Source organism: Psychrilyobacter piezotolerans (assembly GCF_003391055.1).
Classification (GTDB): domain Bacteria; phylum Fusobacteriota; class Fusobacteriia; order Fusobacteriales; family Fusobacteriaceae; genus Psychrilyobacter; species Psychrilyobacter piezotolerans.
In genome coordinates this window covers 1-23,053 of the sequence record NZ_QUAJ01000020.1, presented here as the reverse complement: position 1 = coordinate 23,053, position 23,053 = coordinate 1, and the positions used below count along the sequence as shown (strand labels likewise).

At 34.4% G+C, this 23,053-nt stretch carries 22 protein-coding genes; 7 read left to right on the top strand and 15 right to left on the bottom strand.

Annotated elements, in window-relative coordinates; translation table 11 throughout:
• Nucleotides 1-186: 186 nt before the first annotated feature.
• Entirely contained in the window at nt 187-1,086 is a 900-nt protein-coding gene (locus DYH56_RS11055; protein WP_114642932.1) for a DMT family transporter, read from the top strand.
• A 58-nt stretch (nt 1,087-1,144) separates the two neighbouring features.
• Here DYH56_RS11055 and yihA read toward each other — a convergent pair whose 3' ends face one another.
• The 12 genes from yihA to rimP all read right to left on the bottom strand — a co-directional run bounded on the left by yihA (nt 1,145) and on the right by rimP (nt 14,610).
• Nucleotides 1,145-1,783, bottom strand: coding sequence for a ribosome biogenesis GTP-binding protein YihA/YsxC (gene yihA / locus DYH56_RS11050; protein WP_114642931.1), 639 nt, complete (start codon nt 1,781-1,783; stop codon nt 1,145-1,147).
• A gap of 166 nt (nt 1,784-1,949) precedes the next feature.
• Nucleotides 1,950-2,516 carry a nitroreductase family protein gene (locus DYH56_RS11045; protein WP_114642930.1) on the bottom strand — a complete coding sequence of 189 codons (567 nt, stop codon included), beginning with the start codon at nt 2,514-2,516 and terminating at the stop codon, nt 1,950-1,952.
• 11 nt (nt 2,517-2,527) lie between these two features.
• A complete protein-coding gene (lon, locus tag DYH56_RS11040; protein ID WP_114642979.1) occupies nt 2,528-4,834 on the bottom strand; it encodes an endopeptidase La in 2,307 nt (768 codons plus the stop codon).
• Between the two features lie 70 nt (nt 4,835-4,904).
• Nucleotides 4,905-6,155, bottom strand: coding sequence for an ATP-dependent Clp protease ATP-binding subunit ClpX (gene clpX / locus DYH56_RS11035; protein WP_114642929.1), 1,251 nt, complete (start codon nt 6,153-6,155; stop codon nt 4,905-4,907).
• A gap of 1 nt (nt 6,156) precedes the next feature.
• Nucleotides 6,157-6,741, bottom strand: coding sequence for an ATP-dependent Clp endopeptidase proteolytic subunit ClpP (gene clpP, locus DYH56_RS11030; RefSeq protein ID WP_114642928.1), 585 nt, complete (start codon nt 6,739-6,741; stop codon nt 6,157-6,159).
• Between the two features lie 163 nt (nt 6,742-6,904).
• On the bottom strand, nt 6,905-8,194 hold the full coding sequence (gene tig, locus DYH56_RS11025) for a trigger factor (protein WP_114642927.1): 1,290 nt from the start codon (nt 8,192-8,194) through the stop codon (nt 6,905-6,907).
• Nucleotides 8,195-8,296: 102 nt separating this feature from the next.
• Entirely contained in the window at nt 8,297-9,991 is a 1,695-nt protein-coding gene (gene recJ / locus DYH56_RS11020) for a single-stranded-DNA-specific exonuclease RecJ (RefSeq protein ID WP_114642926.1), read from the bottom strand.
• Nucleotides 9,992-10,002: 11 nt separating this feature from the next.
• Nucleotides 10,003-10,356, bottom strand: a complete 354-nt coding sequence (gene rbfA / locus DYH56_RS11015) for a 30S ribosome-binding factor RbfA (protein WP_114642925.1) — start codon at nt 10,354-10,356, stop codon at nt 10,003-10,005.
• 2 nt (nt 10,357-10,358) lie between these two features.
• Entirely contained in the window at nt 10,359-12,461 is a 2,103-nt protein-coding gene (infB, locus tag DYH56_RS11010) for a translation initiation factor IF-2 (protein ID WP_114642924.1), read from the bottom strand.
• Between the two features lie 16 nt (nt 12,462-12,477).
• Nucleotides 12,478-12,996: a DUF448 domain-containing protein gene (locus DYH56_RS11005; RefSeq protein WP_114642923.1), complete on the bottom strand. Its 519-nt coding sequence runs from the start codon at nt 12,994-12,996 to the stop codon at nt 12,478-12,480.
• On the bottom strand, nt 12,989-14,113 hold the full coding sequence (gene nusA / locus DYH56_RS11000) for a transcription termination factor NusA (protein ID WP_114642922.1): 1,125 nt from the start codon (nt 14,111-14,113) through the stop codon (nt 12,989-12,991). The genes DYH56_RS11005 and nusA overlap by 8 nt, the downstream gene beginning before the upstream one ends.
• A 20-nt stretch (nt 14,114-14,133) precedes the next feature.
• Nucleotides 14,134-14,610 (bottom strand): ribosome maturation factor RimP, encoded by a 477-nt coding sequence (rimP, locus tag DYH56_RS10995; protein ID WP_114642921.1) that lies wholly within the window; start codon nt 14,608-14,610, stop codon nt 14,134-14,136.
• Nucleotides 14,611-15,077: 467 nt separating this feature from the next.
• Between rimP and DYH56_RS10990 the strand changes: the two genes are divergently transcribed.
• From DYH56_RS10990 to DYH56_RS10965, 6 genes are all read left to right on the top strand, one after another.
• Nucleotides 15,078-16,634 carry a sodium-dependent transporter gene (locus DYH56_RS10990; protein WP_114642920.1) on the top strand — a complete coding sequence of 519 codons (1,557 nt, stop codon included), beginning with the start codon at nt 15,078-15,080 and terminating at the stop codon, nt 16,632-16,634.
• Nucleotides 16,635-16,672: 38 nt separating this feature from the next.
• Nucleotides 16,673-16,774, top strand: a complete 102-nt coding sequence (locus DYH56_RS10985) for a MetS family NSS transporter small subunit (protein ID WP_114642919.1) — start codon at nt 16,673-16,675, stop codon at nt 16,772-16,774.
• Nucleotides 16,775-17,015: 241 nt separating this feature from the next.
• Nucleotides 17,016-18,569 (top strand): sodium-dependent transporter, encoded by a 1,554-nt coding sequence (locus DYH56_RS10980; RefSeq protein ID WP_114642918.1) that lies wholly within the window; start codon nt 17,016-17,018, stop codon nt 18,567-18,569.
• Between the two features lie 23 nt (nt 18,570-18,592).
• On the top strand, nt 18,593-18,700 hold the full coding sequence (locus tag DYH56_RS10975) for a MetS family NSS transporter small subunit (protein ID WP_114642917.1): 108 nt from the start codon (nt 18,593-18,595) through the stop codon (nt 18,698-18,700).
• Nucleotides 18,701-19,029: 329 nt separating this feature from the next.
• Nucleotides 19,030-20,565, top strand: coding sequence for a sodium-dependent transporter (locus DYH56_RS10970; protein WP_114642916.1), 1,536 nt, complete (start codon nt 19,030-19,032; stop codon nt 20,563-20,565).
• 36 nt (nt 20,566-20,601) lie between these two features.
• Entirely contained in the window at nt 20,602-20,703 is a 102-nt protein-coding gene (locus DYH56_RS10965) for a MetS family NSS transporter small subunit (RefSeq protein ID WP_114642915.1), read from the top strand.
• A 51-nt stretch (nt 20,704-20,754) separates the two neighbouring features.
• Here the strand turns inward: DYH56_RS10965 and DYH56_RS10960 are convergent, their stop codons facing one another.
• From DYH56_RS10960 to DYH56_RS10950, 3 genes are all read right to left on the bottom strand, one after another.
• Nucleotides 20,755-21,156, bottom strand: a complete 402-nt coding sequence (locus DYH56_RS10960; protein WP_114642914.1) for a VanZ family protein — start codon at nt 21,154-21,156, stop codon at nt 20,755-20,757.
• Between the two features lie 245 nt (nt 21,157-21,401).
• Nucleotides 21,402-21,698: a hypothetical protein gene (locus tag DYH56_RS10955; protein WP_114642913.1), complete on the bottom strand. Its 297-nt coding sequence runs from the start codon at nt 21,696-21,698 to the stop codon at nt 21,402-21,404.
• Between the two features lie 148 nt (nt 21,699-21,846).
• Nucleotides 21,847-22,827: a glucosamine inositolphosphorylceramide transferase family protein gene (locus DYH56_RS10950; RefSeq protein ID WP_114642912.1), complete on the bottom strand. Its 981-nt coding sequence runs from the start codon at nt 22,825-22,827 to the stop codon at nt 21,847-21,849.
• Nucleotides 22,828-23,053: the final 226 nt, after the last annotated feature.

Genomic DNA, 23,053 nt, shown 5'->3' with positions numbered 1-23,053 from the left:
TTTAAAAATCGCGATATTGGAGGAAAACAAGGAGAAAGTTCAGAGGCCTTTAGAAGTAAAATAATTTCCTTAGGAAGGTATAGGAAATGTATATACTCATGTAGTATATATATAGATAGTGAATATAAAATAAAAAAATATTTCTGATACAATACAGATATAATCAAAGATAAAGGAGAAGAGATAATGAATAAAAATAAAAAACATATAATAGCAGACCTTACCCTTGTTATTGTAGCTGTCATATGGGGATCAGGATTTACCGTTTCTAAGATGGCACTGGACAGCGGACTGGGGCCATTCTATATGATGGCATTCAGATTCCTGATTGCAGCAGTTATTATGGGTCTTGTTTTCTACAAAAAAATAAAAAAAATTGAAAAAAAAGACCTTATAGCAGGATCTGTTGTGGGATTTTTCCTCTTCTTTGCTTTTGCTACCCAGACGGTGGGACTGCAGTTTACCACAGCTTCTAAAAATGCATTTTTAACAGGTACCAACGTTGTCATGGTTCCCTTTATCTTTTGGGGGATAACCAAGATAAAGCCCGATCTCTGGTCCCTCCTTGCAGCTGTAATGTGTTTTTTAGGTATAGGGTTTCTTTCTTTTGACGGTAATTTATCCCTTGGGTTTGGAGATACCCTGTCTCTCATCTGTGCCCTTGGATTTGCCTGCCATATCAGTCTCACCGGGTATTACAGTAAGAAAGTAGACACTACCCTCCTTACACTCATACAGATGGCTGTAGCTGCTATTCTATCCTTTGTATCCGGTTTCTTCTTTGAGACCCTTCCTGCAGAGGTCGAAACTACCGGTGTTTTATCTGTAATCTATCTGGGGATTTTTAGTACTATGATTGCTTTTTTCCTGCAAACCACAGCACAAAAATATACTACTGCTTCCAGAACTGCTATTATCTTATCTACAGAGGCACTCTTTGGAACGCTTTTTTCCATCATCCTCCTTGGTGAGATCCTGACATTTAAGATGGTTGTAGGAGGAGCCGCTATCTTCATGGCTATTCTCACTGCTGAAACTAAGTGGGAATTTCTGAGGAAAAAGCAACGTGACGTTGCATCCAGTTAGATCTTACCTGACAAATTAAAAAAAGCTAACCATGAAAATGTTCCATGGTCAGCTTTTTTTAGTCTTCTATATTTTCATCTTCCTGATCTATTACAGGAGGAGTGTAGTTTTTGTATTCTTCTAAAGCTTCATCTAAATATTCAGCTAATTCCTCTCTCCCCTTATGAGATAGCGCAGAATAAAATAATACATCACTATTTTTAAATTCTATCTTCTTTCTGATATCCTTCAACTGCTTAAATTTTTCATTATTAGACATCTTGTCCACCTTAGTAAAGATAATCTTGTATGGTACATCATAATAATCCAGCCATTCCAGCATCTCAAGATCTTCTCCACTTGGTACCCTTCTGATATCTAACAATACGAAGACTAATTTACTTCTTTTAGAAGCTAAGTATCTCTCCATAGTGTTTCCCCAAGCTTGTTTTACAGCCTTTGGAACCTTGGCAAATCCATACCCAGGGAGGTCTACTAAATACGTTTCATCATTTATGATGAAATAGTTTATCAGTTGGGTTCTTCCTGGTGTTTTTGATGTCCTGGCCATTTTTTTTCTGTTTGTCAAACTGTTTATCAGGGATGATTTCCCCACATTTGATCTGCCTACAAAGGCAAACTCCAAGTTATTTATTGGTTCTGGATAATCAGCTTCAAATACTGCCGATTTTACAAAATCCGATTTTTTTATTTCCATTTTTTATTCTCCTCTATTTTACATCAGTTATAACTGAACTTTCATATTATAATAAATTTATATCATTTTTTTGACACAGAGATACACAGAGAAAAACTCTGTGAATCTCTTTTTTTACTCTGTGGGTCTCTGTGTTCCATTTTTTTAATTATTGTCTATAAATTTATTATTTAATATAATTTACTGTATTTTCTTTTCTTGCATGGGGCTTTGGACTTCCTTCCAATGATGAATAACCTAAAGTTACAGCATACTGAACTTCGTATCCCTCAGGAACTCCCATTTCCTCATTTCTTTTTTCTTTTTCTTCACCTTTAAAATATTCAACTACCAACCCTATCCAGCAAGTTGAAACTCCCAATGATTCAGCAGCCAAAAGCATATTTTGTGTAGCAGCACCTAAGTCTGCCTTCATAGAATAAGCTCCCTCTTTTTTACCTGATACAACTATTACTGTAGGTGCATCATATAAGATATGAAAACTTTCATTTCTTGCCATCCTTCTGAATATAGGTGTTTCACAATCTTTTAATGCTTCCTTCGTACCTGCACTTATTTGATCTATTATTTCTTTATTCTGTAAAACAGTAAAATGCCATGGCTGGGCATTATGACCGCTGGGAGCATAAAGTCCCGCCTCGATAATGGCTTCTATTTTTTCCTGTTCAATCTGCATTTCCTTATATTTTCTAATAGATCTACGTTTTTTTATATTTTCTAATACTGTGTTCATATTTCTCCTTCCTATTTTTCAAATGCTATTTTTTTGACATCTTCATAAGTTTTTGCAAAATGAATAGTCATATCTTTTTTTACTTCCTTAGGCAGTTCGTCTACATCAGATTCATTGTCTAGGGGTAATATTACCTCGTGGATTCCAATTCTATGTGCTCCGATTACCTTTTCCTTGATTCCTCCCACTGCTAATACTTCTCCAGTGATGGTAATCTCTCCAGTCATGGCTATATCCTGCCTTATCTTCCTCTTTGTCAGTACTGAGATTAAAGCTGTAGTAATAGTCACACCTGCTGATGGACCGTCTTTTGGTACAGCTCCTTCTGGGAAATGAAGATGTACATCTGTAGTTTCATTAAATTTTTCGTCTATTTCCAAGTCACCAGCAACCGATCTTACATAGGAGTAAGCCACATGTGCCGATTCCTTCATTACATCTCCTAATTTACCGGTTAAGAGGATCTTACCTTTTCCCTTCATAGATACCGACTGTACTTCTAATGTAGTTCCTCCTACACTTGTCCATGCCAATCCAGTGACTACACCTAATTTAGGTTTTTTCTCTTTGATCTTGTCAGGTCTGTATTTTACCTTTCCAATATAAGTTTCCAGGTTTTTTACTGTGATAGTTATTTTTTTTCTATTTTTCTCCAAAACTAATTTAGCCAATTTTCTATAGAGGCTGTGGATCTCTCTCTTTAAGTTTCTTACTCCAGCTTCTCTGGTATACTCATTTATTATTCTAAGGAGTGCGTCATCAGATATTTTTATATCTATCTCTGATAATCCATTATCCTCTTGAGCTTCATCCAATAGATATTTTTTTGCTATATGCATCTTTTCAAATTCGGTATACGAACTCAGATCGATAATCTCCATCCTATCTCTAAGTGGTCCCGGTATACCTCTCAGATCATTGGCTGTAGCTATAAAGAATACATTGGAAAGATCAAATGGCATATCCAGGTAGTGATCTTCAAAGTTCTTGTTTTGCTCAGGGTCAAGTACCTCTAACATTGCAGAACTCGGGTCCCCCTTGGCATCATTAGACATCTTGTCTATCTCATCTAATAGGATCAATGGGTTCTTAGTTTTAGCCTGTTTCATGGCTTTTATTAATTTCCCCGGCATAGAACCAATATATGTTCTTCTATGTCCCCTGATCTCTGATTCATCCCTTACTCCACCTAGAGATATTCTAGCAAAAGTTCTCCCCATGGCATCTGCTACAGATTTAGCCAATGAAGTTTTTCCTACACCTGGAGGTCCTACCAGACAAAGGATTGTTCCTTTCATATTGGGGTTTAATTTCTTAACTGCCAGATATTCCAGGATCCTTTCTTTTATCTCCTTTAACCCATAGTGATCTTCCTCTAACTTATCATGAGCTTTTTTTATATCCAATATATCTTTTGTTTTCTTATTCCAAGGAAGGTCTAATACCGTCTCTACATAGTTTCGCACAACACTGGCTTCAGCTGAAAATGCCGGCATCTTAGATAGTTTAGAGATCTCTTTTTCAACTTTTTTCTTTACTTCTTTTGGAAGTTTCTTAGCTTTTATCAGTTTTTTCAACTCTAAGATATCGTCGTCATCGGACTCATCTTCTCCTAATTCTTCCTTTATAGCATTTAATTTTTCCTTCAGGAAATAAGCTCTTTGAGCTGCATTCATCTTTTCTTTTACCTTATTTTCTATTTTTTTCTCCAAGTTTAAGATTTCCAGCTCTTTTTTTAAGATCTCTATTAATTTATACCCTCTTTTTTCTAAATTAAATATCTCTAAAAGTTTTTGTTTTTCTTCAGATGAAATATTTAAATTTCCGCTTATCAGGTCAAATTTTTTGTCTATATCCTTCATAGACTTTATACTTACCAGCAGGTCTGGCAGGATCTTCCCGCTTAATTTAGCATATCTTTCAAATGATTTTAATACCCTTCTAACTACAGCTTCTCCTATAGTTTCTTCCAGTTCCTCTGCCTCAACAGCTGTAGATTCTGCATAAATTATTCCATCGCTTTCCTCTACATTATCTAAAATAATTCTATGAGAAGCTTCGACTAATACTTTCACAGTATTATTTGGCATCTTTACTGTCTGCAGGATAGTAGCTTCTACCCCTACCTTATGTATATCATCGGTATAATTAGGTTCTTCCACTAAAAAATCTTTCTGCATACATAAAATTAATTTACTGTCCTCTGACAGTGATTTTTCTAATGTATTAACACTTTTTTCTCTTCCTATATAAAGGGGCATTATAGCTCCAGGAAAGACCACTAAATCTCTAGTAGGTATAAATGTAATCTTTGTCATCTTTGTCATCTTTTGCCTCCTAAAACAGCTTTTAGCCAAATTTATAATTGACCATTGAATTAATTTTCAACTATTTTTTTAGTTTTTTTGTTTTTTCTATTATTGTTGCTTTAGTATTATCTGTTACAGATTCTTCTGTAATTCTTACTTTTTCCACAGCTGGGTTAGATGGGATCTCATACATTAGATCTAACATTGCACTTTCCATAAGTGCACGGAGTCCTCTGGCTCCTATCTTTCTTTTAAGTGCCAACTCTGCCATTTTTTTCAGTGCACTTTCTTCAAATTCTAATTCTACATTTTCTAATTCAAAGAATTTTTTATATTGTTTTACCAATGCATTTTTAGGTTCAGTCAGGATCTTCATTAAGGCCTCTTCATCTAAGTTAGCCAAAGTAGTTATTACCGGGAATCTTCCTATAAGTTCAGGAATTATTCCTTGTCTTACCAGATCTTCCGGTAAAACTCTCATGAAAGCTTCTCCCTCAGATTCATTTTTTTCATTTATTACAGTGGCTCCGAATCCCATAACCTTTTTATTGGATCTGGATTTGATTACCTTATCTAATCCTTCAAAAGCTCCTCCTACAATAAATAGGATATTCTTTGTGTTTATCTTTACCAGCTCTTGATTTGGATGCTTTCTTCCACCTTGAGGAGGTACCTGTGCTTCAGTTCCCTCTACTATTTTAAGGAGTGCCTGCTGTACTCCCTCTCCCGATACATCCCGAGTTATAGACATATTTTCTGATTTTCTAGCCACCTTATCCAGCTCATCTATATAGATTATTCCTCTTTCTGCTGCTTCAACATCATAGTCTGCTGCCTGTAATAACCTTACCAGTACATTTTCTACGTCATCTCCTACATATCCTGCTTCTGTAAGGGTTGTTGCATCTGCTATGGCAAATGGCACGTGGAGGGTTCTAGCCAGAGTTTCAGCTAAAAGTGTTTTACCTGTTCCTGTAGGACCGATAAGCAGTACATTTGATTTCTGTAATTCCACATCTCCAGTTTTTCCCTTATGCCTGATCCTTTTATAGTGATTATATACCGATACTGCCAATACTTTTTTAGCCGCTTCCTGGCCTATTACATAGTCATCTAATTTTGCCTTTATCTCTTTAGGAGTCATAAGATTAATTTCATGAAAACTATTATCTTCTACAGCTTCTCCCATCTCTACCTGCATATCTTCTATAAGCATCCCGCAAGCTTCTATACACTCATCACATATATTTGCCTCTGGACCAGTTATTAATCTTGCTACTTCATTCTCTGATTTCCCACAAAATGAACATTTTTGTATTTCTCTTTTCATCTTATCTCTCACCTTCCACGAATACTCTGTCGATCAATCCATATTCCATAGCTTCCTCAGCTGTCATAAAGTTATCTCTTTCAGTATCTTTTTTTACCTGCTCTATAGTTTTTCCAGTTGTTTCAGATATTATTTTAGATGTTAATTCTTTCATTCTCTGGATCTCTTTAGCCTGGATCTGTATATCTGTAGCCTGACCCTGGGCTCCTCCCAAGGGCTGGTGGATCATTACTCTGGCATTTGGCAGAGCAAATCTTTTCCCCTTTGCCCCTGCTGTTAATAACAGTGCTCCCATAGATGCAGCCTGACCTATACACACAGTTTGTACATCAGGTTTGATATATTTCATAGTATCGTATATTGCCATTCCCGAAGTTATTACCCCTCCCGGGCTGTTAATATACATGATTATATCTTTTTCCGGGGCATCTGCCTCTAAAAATAATAGTTGTGCTACTATTGAGTTAGCCACCAGGTCGTTTATCTCTGTTCCTAAAAAGATTATTCTATCCTTTAATAATCTTGAATATATATCGTAGGCTCTTTCACCTTTTCCGTTATTTTCAATAACTGTTGGATTATACATAAATTTTTACCTCCAAATTTTATTTATTAGAAAAATAATCAATTTCATTAATTATTTTTCTAATAATCTAATTTTTTTTAAAACCCCAAAAAAGATGAGGGTCTATATATATAGCTTAAGGGACAAATAAAATTTGTCCCAAAAATCTATACACTTAATTTAATTATTTAGCTTGTGCTTGAATGAATTCAACAGTTTTTTGCATAGTAGCATCTACTCTTAAGTTCATTGTGAAGTTCTCTAAGTTGTTTGCCTTAGTTAATTCTTCCTTTAACTTGTCAGCATCCATCTTGTACATAGAAGCAACTTCAGCTAATTTAGTTTCTAATTCTTCATCAGTTAATTCAATCTTTTCGATCTTTGCGATCTCATCTAAGATAAGGTCTAATTTGATCTTTTCAATTGCCATAGGTCTAACTTGCTCAGTTAACTGCTCCATTGTAGATCCTGACATTTGTAAGTACATCTCTAAGTTCATTCCTTGAGATTTTAATTGGTTTTCCATCTCAGAAATTCTTCCTTTGATCTCTCTAGCTACCATAGATAAAGGTAAAGTCATTTCAGTGTTAGCTAAAACTTGGTTTAATAAAGTTTGTCTGTATTCTCCCTCTACTCTAGCTTCTTCTCTGTTTTTGATCTCTTCAGTTTTCTTAGCTTTTAAATCTTCTACAGATTCAAATCCTGCTTCCACTGCGAATTCGTCGTTTAATTCAGGAGTAACAGTTACTTTTATTGCGTTTATCTTAACTTTGAAAGTTGCTTCCTTTCCAGCTAAGTGTTCTGCATTGTATTCAGTTGGGAAAGTTACTACTATTTCTCCCTCTTGATCTTTTTCGTATCCTACTAATTGCTCTTCAAATGTATCTATGAAAGATTTAGTTCCTAATTTTAACATGTGTGATTCAGACTTCCCGCCTTCGAAAGCTACACCATCAACAAATCCTTCAAATGCAAGATCTACAGTATCTCCCATTTCAGCTTTATGACCTTCAGCAGCATCTTCTAAGTTAGACTTAGCTGATACCATCATTTCGATCTCTTTGTTTACAATTTCGTCATTCATTTCGAATGTTTCCTTTGCAGCTTCTAAACCTTTATATTCTCCTAATTTGATCTCAGGGAATACATCTACCATAAATGTAACAGCAAATTTATCTCCATTTAAGTCTACTTTAGTTGTCTTTATGTAATCTACAGGATTAATTTGCCCGTCTTTTAAGATAGCTTCATAGTGTCCTTTTAAGATAGCGTCTGTGATCTCTTCTTTGATTACACCTTCATAATGAGATTCGATAGCTGATGCTGGTGCATGTCCCTTTCTGAATCCTGGAATTTCAGCATCCTTAGCTATTTTTTTTACAGCGTCTTTTTTAGCAGTTGATACTTCTGCACCTTCTACCTTTAATGTGATTTCAACTACTGAGTTATCTAATTTTTTTACTTCATAATTCATGTTCTTTGTTCCTCCTTGTATATGATTATATATATTTAAATGCTCTAGGCACTTATTGATTCCTACGGGTAATTCTTTGTAAGGGTAATTCATGAATTACCCCTAACTTATTATTTTTATGTCTTTTATCTTAATCTGAATAATTTTATTGTTATTATAACATATTTTTTCTGGGTAATATGCTATTTCAAAGGTTTCATTCATATAATTATCCTCATCTATCTTATGGGCCAAATTGAACCCCACAGCAGAATAAAGTTTTCCATTTTTTTCTAAAAAAGTTTTAAAATGTTTATCTTCAACTCCGAATTTTTTCACCCTGATAAATTTGAGATCTTTATCTACAAACAATGGATAGGGATTAGCCGATCCAAAGGGTGCAATTTTGGAAAGTTCACCTATAAAGTTATCATCGACCATCTCCAACGGATAATTATAATCTATCTTTATGATGTCTTTCTTATATTTTTTTGTAGACTCACCGATACCTTTGGCAATAGCTCTTTCAACTACTTCTAGTTGGTCTTTAGCCACTATAAATCCAGCAGCTAAATCATGCCCTCCAAATCTAATCAAGGTATCGGATATATTATTTAATATATTAAATATATTTATTCCTGCTACACTCCGGCAGGATGCCTTCCCAAAATTATTTTGCAATGAGATAAGGATAACCGGAATATTATACCTGATAGAAAGTCTGCTGGCTACCACCCCAATAACACCCGGGTGCCAATCATGGGATTTAAAAAATAGATATTTCAAACTATTTTTATCCTCTATTTTTTCCACCTCATCATTAATCTCATTAAAAATTTTTCTTTCCAGAATACGTCTTTTATTGTTGGATTTTTTCATATCCTCTATAATAGAATAAAGTTCGTGATCATTTCCTTCTAAAAAGAAATCTGCCCCTGTTCTTGATTTCCCAATCCTTCCCAAGGCATTTAATAACGGCGATACAAAAAAACTAATATCTGTTGTACTGATATCCTTAGGTGACAGCTTTAGATATCTGAGGAGGGATTTAAGTCCCTTTATCTTAGTCTCTTTTAAAGCTACCAATCCATTTTTTACTATAACCCTGTTTTCATCGGTTAAAGGCATGACATCTGCTATAGTTCCTATCATCACTATATCCAGATGTTCATATAGATGTTTTGGATCGGCACCTAATTTTTTATACACAGCACAGGCTACCTTAAAAGCTACTCCGGCACCAGATAAATATTTAAATCTGTAATTTTTACTCAATTTAGGATTAATTACTAAAAGTTTTTCTTTTTTATCTTTTATTATTTTATGATGATCGGTTATTATAACGTCGATACCCAAAGATTTTGCATATTCAAAATCTTCTACTGAATTAATTCCTGTATCTACCGTTATAATTACCTTTCCACTTCTTTCATTGACATAATCTATTGCCTGCCTATTCAGACCATACCCTTCATCCATACGATTTGGAATATAATACGAGGTTTCTACCCCGATAAGATTAAAGACAATAGTCAGATAAACAGAGGCCGTTATACCATCTACATCATAATCGCCATAGATAAATACCTTACTTTTACCATCTTTAGCCCTGATTACCTTTTCTACGACCTCCTCCATCCTCTCAAAATCAAATGGATCTTCTAGATCTTCTACACCTGCATTTAAAAATTTCTGGATATCGTCATCGGAATCAATCCCCCGTGATAGGAGGAGTTTTACCACTTCTGTGGATAAATTATGCTTCTCAACTTTGTCTTTCACCTGGGACTCATCATATGTATTATATTCCCAATACATACCATATCCTCCTAATTGTTAACTTTATCAATTAAGTTAGATATTTTTATCGCTCTAGCCACTGTATCATCTAAAAACACTCTGATTTCCGGTACATATCTAAGGTTAGTTTCTTCAGCTACTCTTTTTCTTAAGTATTTTCTGATCTCATTTAATCCTTCCAACACCATAACTTCATCCACTTGATTATCTCCAACAGATAGTACACTAAAATATGCATCTGCATATCTAAGATCCTGCGTTACCTCTATCTTAGTTACCGATACCATCCCTTGGATTTTTGGATTTTTTACTTCCATAAATAAAGCATTGGATATTATTCTTGTCATTTGTTTTTCGATTCCTAATAATCTTTGTTTTCTCATAATTATTTCACATCTTTTAGTGTTCTTTGGATTTCGTCGATTCTGTATGCTTCTACTATATCGCCCTCTTTAATATCATTAAAGTTCTTGATATTTAATCCACATTCCTGACCTACGATAACTTCTTTAGCATCATCTTGATATCTCTTTAATGAAGCTAATTCCCCATCGTATACCATTACACCGTTTCTAAGAATTCTGATTTTTGAATCAGCATAGATCTTTCCATCTTCAACATAACAACCAGCTATATTTCCAATTTTAGATACTTTAAATACTTTTTTAATCTCGATTCTTCCTAAGTAAACTTCTTTATATTCAGGATCTAACATTCCTGATAAAGCTTGCTCGATATCTTCTACAATTTGATAGATGATACTAGAAGTTCTGATCTCTACACCAGCTTTATCTGCATCTCTCATGGCTTTTGTAGTAGGTCTTACGTTAAATCCAAGGATGATTGCATCTGATGCTTCTGCCAGTCTAATATCTCCTTCAGATATTGCTCCAGATGTAGCTTGGATAACGTTTACTGCTACTTCTGATGTAGATAATTTGTTTAATGATTCCTTCAGGGCTTGTACAGAACCTTTTGAGTCAGCTCTTATGATAAGGTTTAATTCTTTTAAGTTAATATCATCCATATGCTGGGATAAAACTTCTAAAGAGATATGCTTTTTCTTGTTTTGATCATTTAATTTTCTGTCTTTTTCAACTTCTTCTACGATTCTTCTAGCATGCTGTTCATTTTGAACTACATACATTACATCTCCAGCTTCTGGAACTGTGTTGAATCCTATAACTTCAGCTGGTTGAGATAGTGAAGCAGCTTCTGTTTTTTCACCTTTATCGTTAAGTAATGCTCTTACTTTACCATAAGATTCTCCAGCTACTATGATATCTCCAATTTTAAGAGTTCCCTCTTGTACTAAAACGTCGGCAATTGGTCCTACTTTTGGATCCAATCTAGATTCCATAACTACACCTTTTGCTCTTTTCTTTGGATTACCTTTTAATTCTAACATCTCTGCCGTGATTAAGATAGTATCTAAGATTCCTTCTAAGTTTTGTCCGAATTTAGCAGAAATTTCGATAAATTCTACATCTCCACCCCACTCAACCGGTACTAATCCATGTTCCATAAGTTCGTTTTTAACTCTAGATGGATCTGCTCCCTCTTTATCTATCTTATTTACTGCTATTATAATAGGTACATCAGCTGATTTTGCATGGGCTATCGCTTCTACAGTTTGCGGCATTACACCGTCATCTGCTGCTACTACTAATATAGCTATGTCAGTAACCTGTGCTCCTCTAGCTCTCATTTCTGTGAAGGCCTCATGTCCTGGAGTATCTACGAAAGATATTTTCTTTCCATCTTTTACTATTTGGTAAGCACCGATCTTTTGAGTGATCCCACCAGCTTCTCCATCTGCTACATTAGCTTCTCTGATAGCATCCAGTAATGAAGTCTTTCCATGGTCAACATGTCCCATGATAGTGATAATCGGAGCTCTCTCTATAAGGTCAGACTCTTTATCTTCTGACTCTAAGTTGAATTTTTCTCCAAATGCCATTTCTTCTACTTCTTCCTGCTCTACCATAGCATCATAATCGTCAGCTAATTCTTCAGCCAATGTCATATCTATAACACTGTTGATAGTCAACATCTGACCCTTTAAGAATAACTTTTTGATAAGTTCAGAAGCATTTACTCCTAATTTCTCAGCGAAGTTACCCAATGTAATCTCCCCTCTGATCTTTATTAGTTTCATTCCATCTTCTTCGATAACTTCATTTTCTACTTCTTCTGTTTTATTCATAGTAAATTCGGTTCTCTTACCTTTTTTCTTCTTTTCTTTCTTCTCTTTAACAACTTTTTCTTTCTTTTCTTTTACCTTAGTTCCTTTCTTTTTTTTCTTCTTTTTATCTTTTGATCCCTCGGCATTTTCACCTTCAAAATGATCTGTAACCAGAGTTACCTGCTCATCTGTAAGACCGGAAAGGTGTGAACTCACCTCTAACCCTAATTCATGTAACGTATCTAAGAACTCTTTATTTGATTTATTATATTTTTTCGCTAATTCATGTACTCTTATTTTCATATATACCTCCTAGTATCTATTCGGTCATACCACGAGCTACCTTCTTACTTTTTATACCTATCAGATTTACCTCAGGTTTATCAAAGATGGCACCTAACTGCACCTTTGATCCGTAATGAATGTATTTTATATTATTCTCTCGTGCTAATCTCATAATTCTTTTATCATTTTTTTCACTGATATCTTCAGCAATTATTAAAAAATGTATTCTTTTTATATCTTCTGTAACCATGTTGATCCCAAAACTTAAAAATTCAGAACGTTTCATAGTTTCCAACAAACTCAAGTAATCTTTTTGAGCTTTTTTTACTGTTATTGCCATTTTATACAGGTCTTCATTGGACAGGTTTATTTTTTTATTTTTAGATAGTCTCTTTATGCACTCATGGGTTTTACATACATATGTACCCCTTGCCTGCATTGTTTGATTTTCATCAAACATATACTGACCGTCTATCTCTACAATTCTGAAAAGTTCAGATTTATCTTTTTTTTCCCTGCATACAAGACAAGTTCTAGTAGGAGTACTATTCATTTTCTCCCTCAACTGTTTCTTCTAAAGAAAGCTCCTCAGACAATTTTGCTTCCTCTTTAGCTGCCATTACATCTTCAAGGGTTTTAATGTCTACTCTCATCCCTGTCAATTTAGCTGCTAATCTTGCATTTTGACCTGCTTTACCGATTGCAAGAGACAACTGACTTTTTTCTACTATTACTCTAGCTGTTTCATCGTCGTCTAATATTTCTACAGATTCTACCTTAGCCGGGCTAAGAGCCGCCTTAACAAATTCTTTTTTATCCGCTTTCCACTCGATGATATCTATTTTTTCACCATTAAGCTCATTTACTATATTCTTTATTCTAAGACCTCTTTGACCGATACAAGCTCCTACAGTATCTATATCTGTATTATCAGAGTATACAGCTACTTTCGCTCTCGATCCGGCTTCCCTTACTACTGATTTCAACTCTATTATTCCCTCTTCAATTTCAGGAACTTCCAGTTCAAATAATTTTCTCAAGAAGTCGTCATGCTTTCTAGTGATTATTATCTTAGGATATTTATTTGTTTTTTCAACTTCAGATACATATACCTTAAGTCTGTCTCCAACTCTATATAGATCAGCAGGTGATTGCTCCTGTATAGCTAACACAGCTTCCTTCATATCAAATTCAATATGGATATTTCTTCTTTCATCTATCCTTCTAATGATACCATTTAACATCTCGTGCTCATTTTCTTTAAAGTTATCATATAGATGCTGTCTTTCTGCTTCCCTTACTTTTTGAATAACAATTTGCTTTCCATTTTGGATAGCATTTCTCTTGAACTCTTCACAGTTTTCTTCAATCTCTACTACATCACCGATCTTTGCTCTTTTCTTTCCTGGTATCAGTTGAGCTTCAGATAATTCTATCTCTAACTCGTCATCTTCAACATTTGTTACCACTGTCTTTGGAACAAAAATAATTATTTTTGCTTTCTTTTCGTCTATTCTTACTGATAAATTATCGTATTCACCATAATTTTTCTTATATGCTGCAAGGATAGCCTGCTCTATTGTCTCTATTAATTCTTCCTTACTAATTCCTTTTTCTTTTTCTAACTCATCTAAAGCTTCTAAGAAAATTTTAAAATCTTTTTTCGTCACTTTTGACCTCCTACTTATCTCTAATTGTCTTTAAATTCAAAAACTATATTGGCTTTTTTTATCTCCTCAAAAGGAATTTCTAAAGTTTTTTCCTCAGTATTCAAATAAACCACAGATTCCTCACATTTTTCTAATTTCCCAGTCCAGTTTCTCGAATCTTCAACTTTATGTTTTAATATAACTTTGATTTTTTCCCCAGCAAACCTTACAAAGTCCTTCTCTTTTTTTAACGGTCTCTCTAAACCTGGTGAAGACACCTCTAAGAAAAATTTATCCTCTATCATCTTATCTACATCTTCTGAGATACTATTGCTCACCTTAGCACATTCATCTAAGGTAATTTCACCACCAATTTTTTCAAGGTATATCCTTAAAAACCAATAAGCTCCATCCTGAATATATTCCATATCTACCAGTTCTAATTCTATGGGTTCTAATACTGGAACAAGTAATTTTTCTACTCTATCCAATAGTTTTTCATCCACTTTTTTTGCCATATTTTTCACCTCTCTTCTGTAAAAAATAGGGAGAGAACTTCTCAGCTCTCCCCCTCCTTTATTATTTATTTAATTCTTTCCTAGATTCTAACATAAATACCTTAAAATAGCAAGGTATCTTCTTTTTTCTAGGAGAAATTCGGCGGAACACAAACAAAATTCTTTATTTTTTTTCATTTTAATTTATTTTTTATTCTTTCTTTATTACTTTTTAATTCTTTTAATACTATGTACTTAAAAGGGACTTTTTCCATTTTTTTTGCACTATGTGAAAAAATGAATTAGTTTTTTAGTATTGACTTATCAAAAAAATGGTCTATACTTATACTAATAAAGTTGTATGTCTTTACCAAATCTATGGACGTATTCAAAATTTAGTATTGACATATCAAAAAAATAGTATATAATATAATGATAATTTTCATTAAAGTTTATTCTATTAAAAAAAAATTAAGGATGTGATATTTATGAGTAAGGAAGAAAACAGAGGCCAGTGGGGATCCCGTTCAGGATTTATCCTCGCCGCTATAGGTTCTGCCATCGGGTTAGGTAATATCTGGAGATTTCCATATGTAGCTGCAAGTAATGGTGGAGGAGCATTTTTAATCCCTTACCTGGTTGCACTATTTACAGCAGGTATACCATTATTGATCTTAGAATTTGCCATGGGACACAAGATCCGTTCCAGTGCTCCCGGAGTATTTGCAAAATTGAACAAAAAATATGAAGCTATCGGATGGTTTCAAACACTTATCGCATTTTTTATAACTACATATTATGTTGTTATTATAGCCTGGTCATTTAGTTATTTATTCTTCGCTTTCACAGGTGCATGGGGTACAGATCCAAAGGCATTCCTGTTTGGAGACTATTTAAAATTAGGAGATGCTCCTAGTACTCTTGGTAACCTAGGTGCAAGTTTAGGGGGACTAAATCTTAAAGTTGCAGTTCCACTGCTGTTAGTATGGGGAATCAACTATGGTGTTCTTAGAATGGGTGTAAAAAATGGATTGGAAAAAGCAAATAAGATCTTTATGCCCCTTTTAATTATTGCGTTATTAGTTATCGTAGTCAGAGGAGTTACCCTTCCTGGTGCTATGGCTGGATTAGATTATTTCTTTACCCCTGATTTTTCTAAATTAACCGACCCGAAAGTATGGTTGGCTGCATACGGGCAGATCTTTTTCTCCCTTAGTATTTGTTTTGCTATCATGTACGCTTACGCAAGTTACCTGCCTAAGAAATCAGATATTGTCAACAATGCCTTTATGACTGGGTTAGGAAACTGTAGTTTCAGTTTAATCTCCGGTATCGGGGTATTCTCTATCTTAGGATTTATGGCTCACACCCAGGGTGTCAGTGTAGCTGAAGTTTCAACTGCCGGTGTAGGATTGGCATTTATTGTATTCCCGGAAGCTATCAACCAATTACCGGGGATGAATGGGTTGATCGGCGGAGTTTTCTTTATTACACTTATCTTTGCAGGATTGTCGTCATCTATGTCTATCATGGAAGCGGTAGTAGCTGCTATCTCTGATAAATTTAAGTTAACCAGAGTACAGGCACTAAACAGATTCGCACTTACTTCTGGAATCTTATCACTATTGGTTGCAACTAATGGCGGATTATATGTACTGGATATCGTAGACTATGCTACCAATCAATATGGAATAGTTATTGCCGGTATCTTAGAATTAGTCATCTTAGGGTGGTTCTTCAACCTTGAAAGTGTTAGAACTTATGTCAACGAACTATCTGATTTCAGAGTTGGAAAATGGTGGATTTGGGCAATCAAAGGAACTTCTGTCCTTCTAGTTGTTATCTTGGCACTTAAGATAAAAGGTGAGATTGCTGCTCCATATGAAGGTTATTCTTGGACTGCACTGGGAGTTTATGGTTTAGGATCTATGATCATCATCACAGTTGGATCATTCATTATGGCAAAGAAAAAAGGATCTCAGGAATTTGAGGACAAAATATACACCGAACCTATGAAAAATGAGCTTGAGTTAGATTTAGACTAATAAAAACATTATTTAAATAATAATTAGGAGGTATTTATATGAGTACTGGAGCTATTATCGTTGCTGTTTGCAGCATGACCCTTCTTTGGGGCGGATTTGCTGTCTGCCTAAGAATAGCAATGAAAGATGAAAATAAATAAGACTAAATAAGAATAAACTGTAACCTGTAAATTAGACCCTAGTGTCAAAGTTTACAGGTTTTTTCTATACTTGAAATAAAGATTAATAGAGTTTAGAATTTTAAAAAAATTATTTACTAAACTATCTCGCATTTTTTTCTCTCCTCAAAAGGAATTTCTTAACCTGCACTGTATAACTAAGTGTAAGAAAAAAAATCCATAGAAAAATCCTTGGATTAAAAAAATTAAGGATGTGATATTTATGAGTAAGGAAGAAAACAGAGGTGAATGGGGATCCCGTACAGGATTTATCCTGGCAGCCATAGGTTCTGCCATAGGATTAGGTAATATCTGGAGATTTCCATATGTAGCTGCAAGTAATGGTGGAGGAGCGTTTTTAATCCCTTATCTAATTGCACTTTTTACAGCAGGTATTCCATTACTGGTCTTAGAATTTGCCATGGGACACAAGATCCGTTCCAGTGCTCCTGGAGTATTTGCAAAATTGAATAGAAAATTTGAAGTTATCGGATGGTTTCAAACACTTATTTCATTTTTTATAGCCACATACTATGTTATTATTATCGCCTGGTCATTTAGTTACCTCTTCTTCTCCTTTACAGGAGCATGGGGTACAGATCCAAAGGCATTTTTATTCGGAGAGTATTTGAAATTAGGAGATGCCCCTAGTACTCTTGGTAACTTAGGTGCAAGTTTAGGGGGACTGAATCTTAAAGTTGCAGCTCCACTACTGTTAGTATGGGGAATCAACTATACTGTTCTTAGATTAGGTGTAAAAAATGGATTGGAAAAAGCAAATGAGGTCTTTATGCCTCTTTTAATCGTCGCATTATTAGTCATTGTAATCAGAGGAGTTACCCTTCCTGGTGCTATGGCTGGTCTGGATTATTTCTTCACTCCTGATTTTTCTAAATTAACCGATCCGAAAGTATGGTTGGCTGCATACGGACAGATCTTTTTCTCCCTTAGTATTTGTTTTGCTATCATGTTTGCCTATGCAAGTTACCTCCCTAAGAAATCAGATATTGTCAACAATGCTTTTATGACCGGGTTAGGGAACTGCAGTTTCAGTCTGATCTCCGGTATCGGGGTATTCTCTATCTTAGGATTTATGGCTCACACCCAGGGTGTCAGTGTAGCCGAAGTTTCCACTGCCGGTGTAGGGTTAGCATTTATCGTATTCCCGGAAGCTATCAACCAATTACCGGGGATGAATGGATTAATTGGGGGAATTTTCTTTTCTACACTTATTTTTGCCGGATTATCGTCATCTATGTCTATTATGGAAGCGGTTGTAGCAGCCATCTCGGATAAATTTAATCTGACCAGGGTTCAGGCTTTAAACAGGTTCACACTCACTTCCGGGCTTTTATCATTATTGTTTGCAACTAACGGTGGTTTATATGTGTTGGATATAGTAGACTACGCTACCAATCAATATGGAATAGTTATTGCCGGTATATTAGAGTTAATCATCTTAGGCTGGTTCTTCCACCTTGAGAGTGTTAAAACTTACGTCAACGAAATATCCGATTTCAGAGTTGGAAAATGGTGGATTTGGGCAATCAAAGGGACTTCATTTATTCTAATTATTATCTTGATACTTAAGATTAAAGGTGAAATCATCAGCCCATATGAAGGTTATTCTTGGATTGCACTGGGAGTTTACGGTTTAGGTGTTATGACCGCCATTATAGTCGGGTCATTTATCATGACAAAGAAAAAAGGTTCTAAGGAATTCGAAAATAATATATATCACGATCCTCTCGGTAACCACCTTGAACATGAAGATTAATAAAATAATTAGGAGGGGTTTATATGAGAACTAGTGCTATCATTGTTGCTGTCTGCAGCATGATCCTGCTTTGGGGCGGGTTCGCTGTTTGCCTGAGAATAGCAATGAAAGATGAAAATAAAGAAAAGTAAGTAAAAAATAATCAAAATAAATTAAAACCTGTAAATCAGACCCTAGTGTCCAACTTTACAGGTTTTTTGATTTTTTCCTCAACAAACTTCACTTTCTTTCATCACAATTAGTTTTTAAGTATAGATCATTTTTTTAGTATCCACTTAATAAAAAAATGTTCTTCCTATAAAAACTAATATATATTAATACCAATAAAATTATATGTTTCTACCAATTTTATGGTCGTATCTAAAAAATAGTATTGACTTATTAAAAAAATAGTATATAATATAACGATAATTTAGTAAAAATTTACTTTACTATTAAAAAAATTAAGGATGTGATGTTTATGAGTAAGGAAGAAAGTAGAGGCCAATGGGGTTCTCGTTCAGGGTTTGTTCTTGCCGCTATAGGTTCGGCAATTGGATTAGGAAATATTTGGAGATTTCCATATGTGGCTGCAAGTAATGGTGGAGGAGCGTTTTTAATCCCTTACCTAGTTGCACTATTTACAGCAGGTATCCCGATATTAATTTTAGAATTTGCCATGGGACATAAGATCCGTTCCAGTGTTCCTGGAGTTTTTGCAAAGTTAAACAGAAAATATGAAGCTCTAGGATGGTTTCAAACATTTATTTCATTCTTTATAGCTACATATTATGTGGTTATTATCGGCTGGTCATTCAGTTACCTTTTCTTCGCTTTTACAGGTGCATGGGGTACAGATACAAAGGCATTTTTATTCGGTGACTATTTACAATTAACCGATTCTCCTATGAATCTAGGTGGATTAAACCTTAAAGTCGCAGCGCCATTAATATTAGTATGGGGGATCAATTATACTATTATCAGATTAGGTGTAAAAAATGGATTGGAAAAAGCAAACAAGGTCTTTATGCCGCTTTTAGTTGTTGCATTATTAGTTATCGTTGTTAGAGGAGTTACCCTTCCTGGTGCTATGGCTGGTCTGGATTATTTCTTTACCCCTGATTTTTCTAAATTAACCGACCCGAAAGTATGGTTGGCTGCATACGGACAGATCTTTTACTCACTTAGTATTTGTTTTTCTATAATTATTGCTTATGCAAGTTACCTGCCTAGAAAATCGGATATTATTAACAATGCCTTCATGACTGGTTTAGGAAACTGTAGTTTCAGTCTGATCTCCGGTATCGGGGTATTCTCTATCTTAGGGTTTATGGCTCATACCCAGGGTGTCAGTGTAGCTGAAGTTTCCACTGCCGGTGTAGGATTAGCATTTATCGTATTCCCGGAAGCCATCAATCAGTTACCAGGAATGAATGGATTAATTGGCGGAGTATTCTTTTCTACGCTTATCTTTGCAGGGTTATCGTCATCTATGTCTATCATGGAAGCAGTAGTAGCCGCTATCTCTGATAAATTTAAATTAACCAGAGTACAAGCTTTAAATAGATTTACACTTGCTTCCGGTACCTTATCACTATTAGTTGCCACTAATGGCGGATTATATGTATTGGATATCGTAGACTATGCTACCAACCAATATGGAATAGTTATTGCAGGTATCTTAGAATTAGTTATCTTAGGCTGGGTCTTCAATCTTGAGAGCGTTAGAATTTATGTCAACGAATTATCTGATTTCACAGTTGGAAAATGGTGGGTTTGGGCAATTAAAGGAACTTCATTTATTTTAGTTATTATGTTACTACTTAAGATAAAAGGTGAGATTACCAGCCCGTATGGAGGTTATTCTTTAACTGCATTGGGAGTTTATGGTCTGGGAGTTATGATGATTATGACAGTTGGAGCGTTTATTCTGACAAAGAAAAAAGGTTCTCAAGAATTTGAAGACAAAATATATGATGAACCTATGAGCAACGAACTTGAGTTAGAATTAGAATAACAAAATATCATCGAACAATAATTAGGAGGTATTTATATGAGTACTAGTGCTATCATTGTTGCTGTTTGCAGCATGATCCTGCTTTGGGGTGGGTTCGCTGTCTGCCTGAAAATAGCAATGAAAGATGAAAATAAATAAGTAAAACTTAAAAAGGAAATCCAGATGGATTTCCTTTTTTTTTATGACTCATCAACTATCTTTGTGGGATTTAATTTGTAGTTTTCTCCCAAAAATCATTCCAATTATCCCACCAGCACAATCTATAAGCACATCTGAAAACTGTCCACCTCTTCCCGGGATAAAGGTCTGGTGTAGTTCATCGATACAAGCAAATATAAATATTCCTAAAAATACCAGAAGAAGAGTTTTTCTATCTACTATAGAAAAAGATAATACCACACTAAACCCAAGGAACATATATATACCAAGATGAGCTAATTTTCTAAAGTCTATTCCCATAGATTGAAAGTTTATTCCTATTAAATCACGAACGAATTGAGACTGCTTTAAAGAGATATCTATTGGCTGACTGGAAAAGTAGATTATGCTAATCATTATTAATATTGATAATAATTTAAAAAAAATCTTCATTTTTTTTGCTCCTTTACAGATTAGGAAAGGCCGATTCCACTATCTCTAAAATTATTTTAATTTTTTTATCTGTTCTTTAATTTTTCCAAAATCCGCCCATTCAATCTATTAATTCTGAACTAATTACACAAAGTATCATTAACTAAATAAAAATAAATATTGGATATTTAGGTACAAAAACAATATTTAATACTTCTAATATCAACTCATTTTTTTAATTAAATTTAATTTATAAAATATAGTTGCTATTTTTTATAGCTACTTAAATAGTAACTAACTAATCTCATAGCAAAACTCTGAGTAAACGGTAATACATAAAACAACATCGAATACACTCCTATATCTTTTGTATCCCCTTGTGAAAAGTCTATAACTCCATTTCTTTGGGTTGCTTTCATCAGGTAATCTATTGCTTTTTCTGAAGCTTCCTCACATTCTTTTGATATCCCTTCTATTTTTGAGCCATTTATTAAAAACCATCCAAGTACTGCTGTAGTTGAAGTGTCAAATGATGTTTCTCTTCTGTTATACTCCAGATCCAACCTCCATTTTTTTGCTGGAATCCAAGCGTAAATTTTGCAAATTTATAACACTCTCTGTTAAGTTTTCTTTATATTCATGATCTTCTGGCAGTCCATTCCAAGCATCAATTAAGTCTATAGTAACCCCCCTAAACAAATTCTTATGGTTCTATTCGCTTCGTCCGTCGACTGCTGCTATCCACCTATCTCCTGATTTATGCAAATCAACGTGATGCATTCCTGCAGCATTCCATCCTTTACCTTTCTTTGTTACTATGGGTGTCTTTGAGGCTATTTTTTCTTTATATGAATTTTCAGTTAGTTCAGTTATTTCAAAAGCAAAAACTTGAGTGCCGTAGCTGGGATTAGCATCCTGTGCTAGTCTGTAAAGTTGTTCGTTATAGGTGAAAACCCTACCGGCAGGTCTTGCGATATTTTTATTAAACTTGATTATAGGATTCTGAGGATGGGGTTTCCAACCTTTTAACAGTTCTTCTGAATAATAGAGATTTAAGACATCGTTACCTGAAGACGCAAACAGCCACCACTTGTCCTCATGTTGAAATATTGAAGGATCTACATAATTATGTCCAGATAGCAGGTTTCCGATATATTCCCATTTATCGGGAAAAGATACTGCCCTATACAGTCTTACTGACAGATCCGCACCACTTTCTGGAATAAGATAATCGTCATTATCCCAATGAAAAATATATGGATACGATTGGTGAAATGGTTCAGTTATTATAATTTTTTTAAACTCCCACTGAAGGCCATCGCTACTTTCCGCATAACCTATATCTCCCTGATTAGTCGCCTTATTCAATACTTCAAAAAACATAGTATATTTTTTATTTTTGACTACTATAAAGGGATCTGCAACAAAACTAGCATCGAGAGAAGTAATATTTTTACCCGTTAAAACTGGATTGTTGATATTTTCACTATCATTTAAGTTAAAGGGACTCGAACCTTCATAAATTCCAATGGACCAAGGTCCATATGGAGTTATCTTTTCAATTAAATAATCATTTATTGATTTTATGTATTTATAGGGGAAAACTTTATTTTTGTAAATTAAAATTCCATAAATAAGACCTGATACTAAAATTATTATAAGGATAATAGCATAATATATATATATTCTCATAACTTCCTCCCTATTTGTAAATAGTTTTTTTAATTAATTTTCCTTGATAACTCAATGTATCTATTAAGTTTTTAACTTTGTTAATTTGACAAATAATTACTTATTTATGGATATTTCATAGTATTTAATACTGAAAACAAGAATTTTTGTATAGCAAACAAACGTCCTCACTATTTTTTTTGAAGGCCTTATTCCCTCAATATTCTTATGGCAACTACCCTCCCAT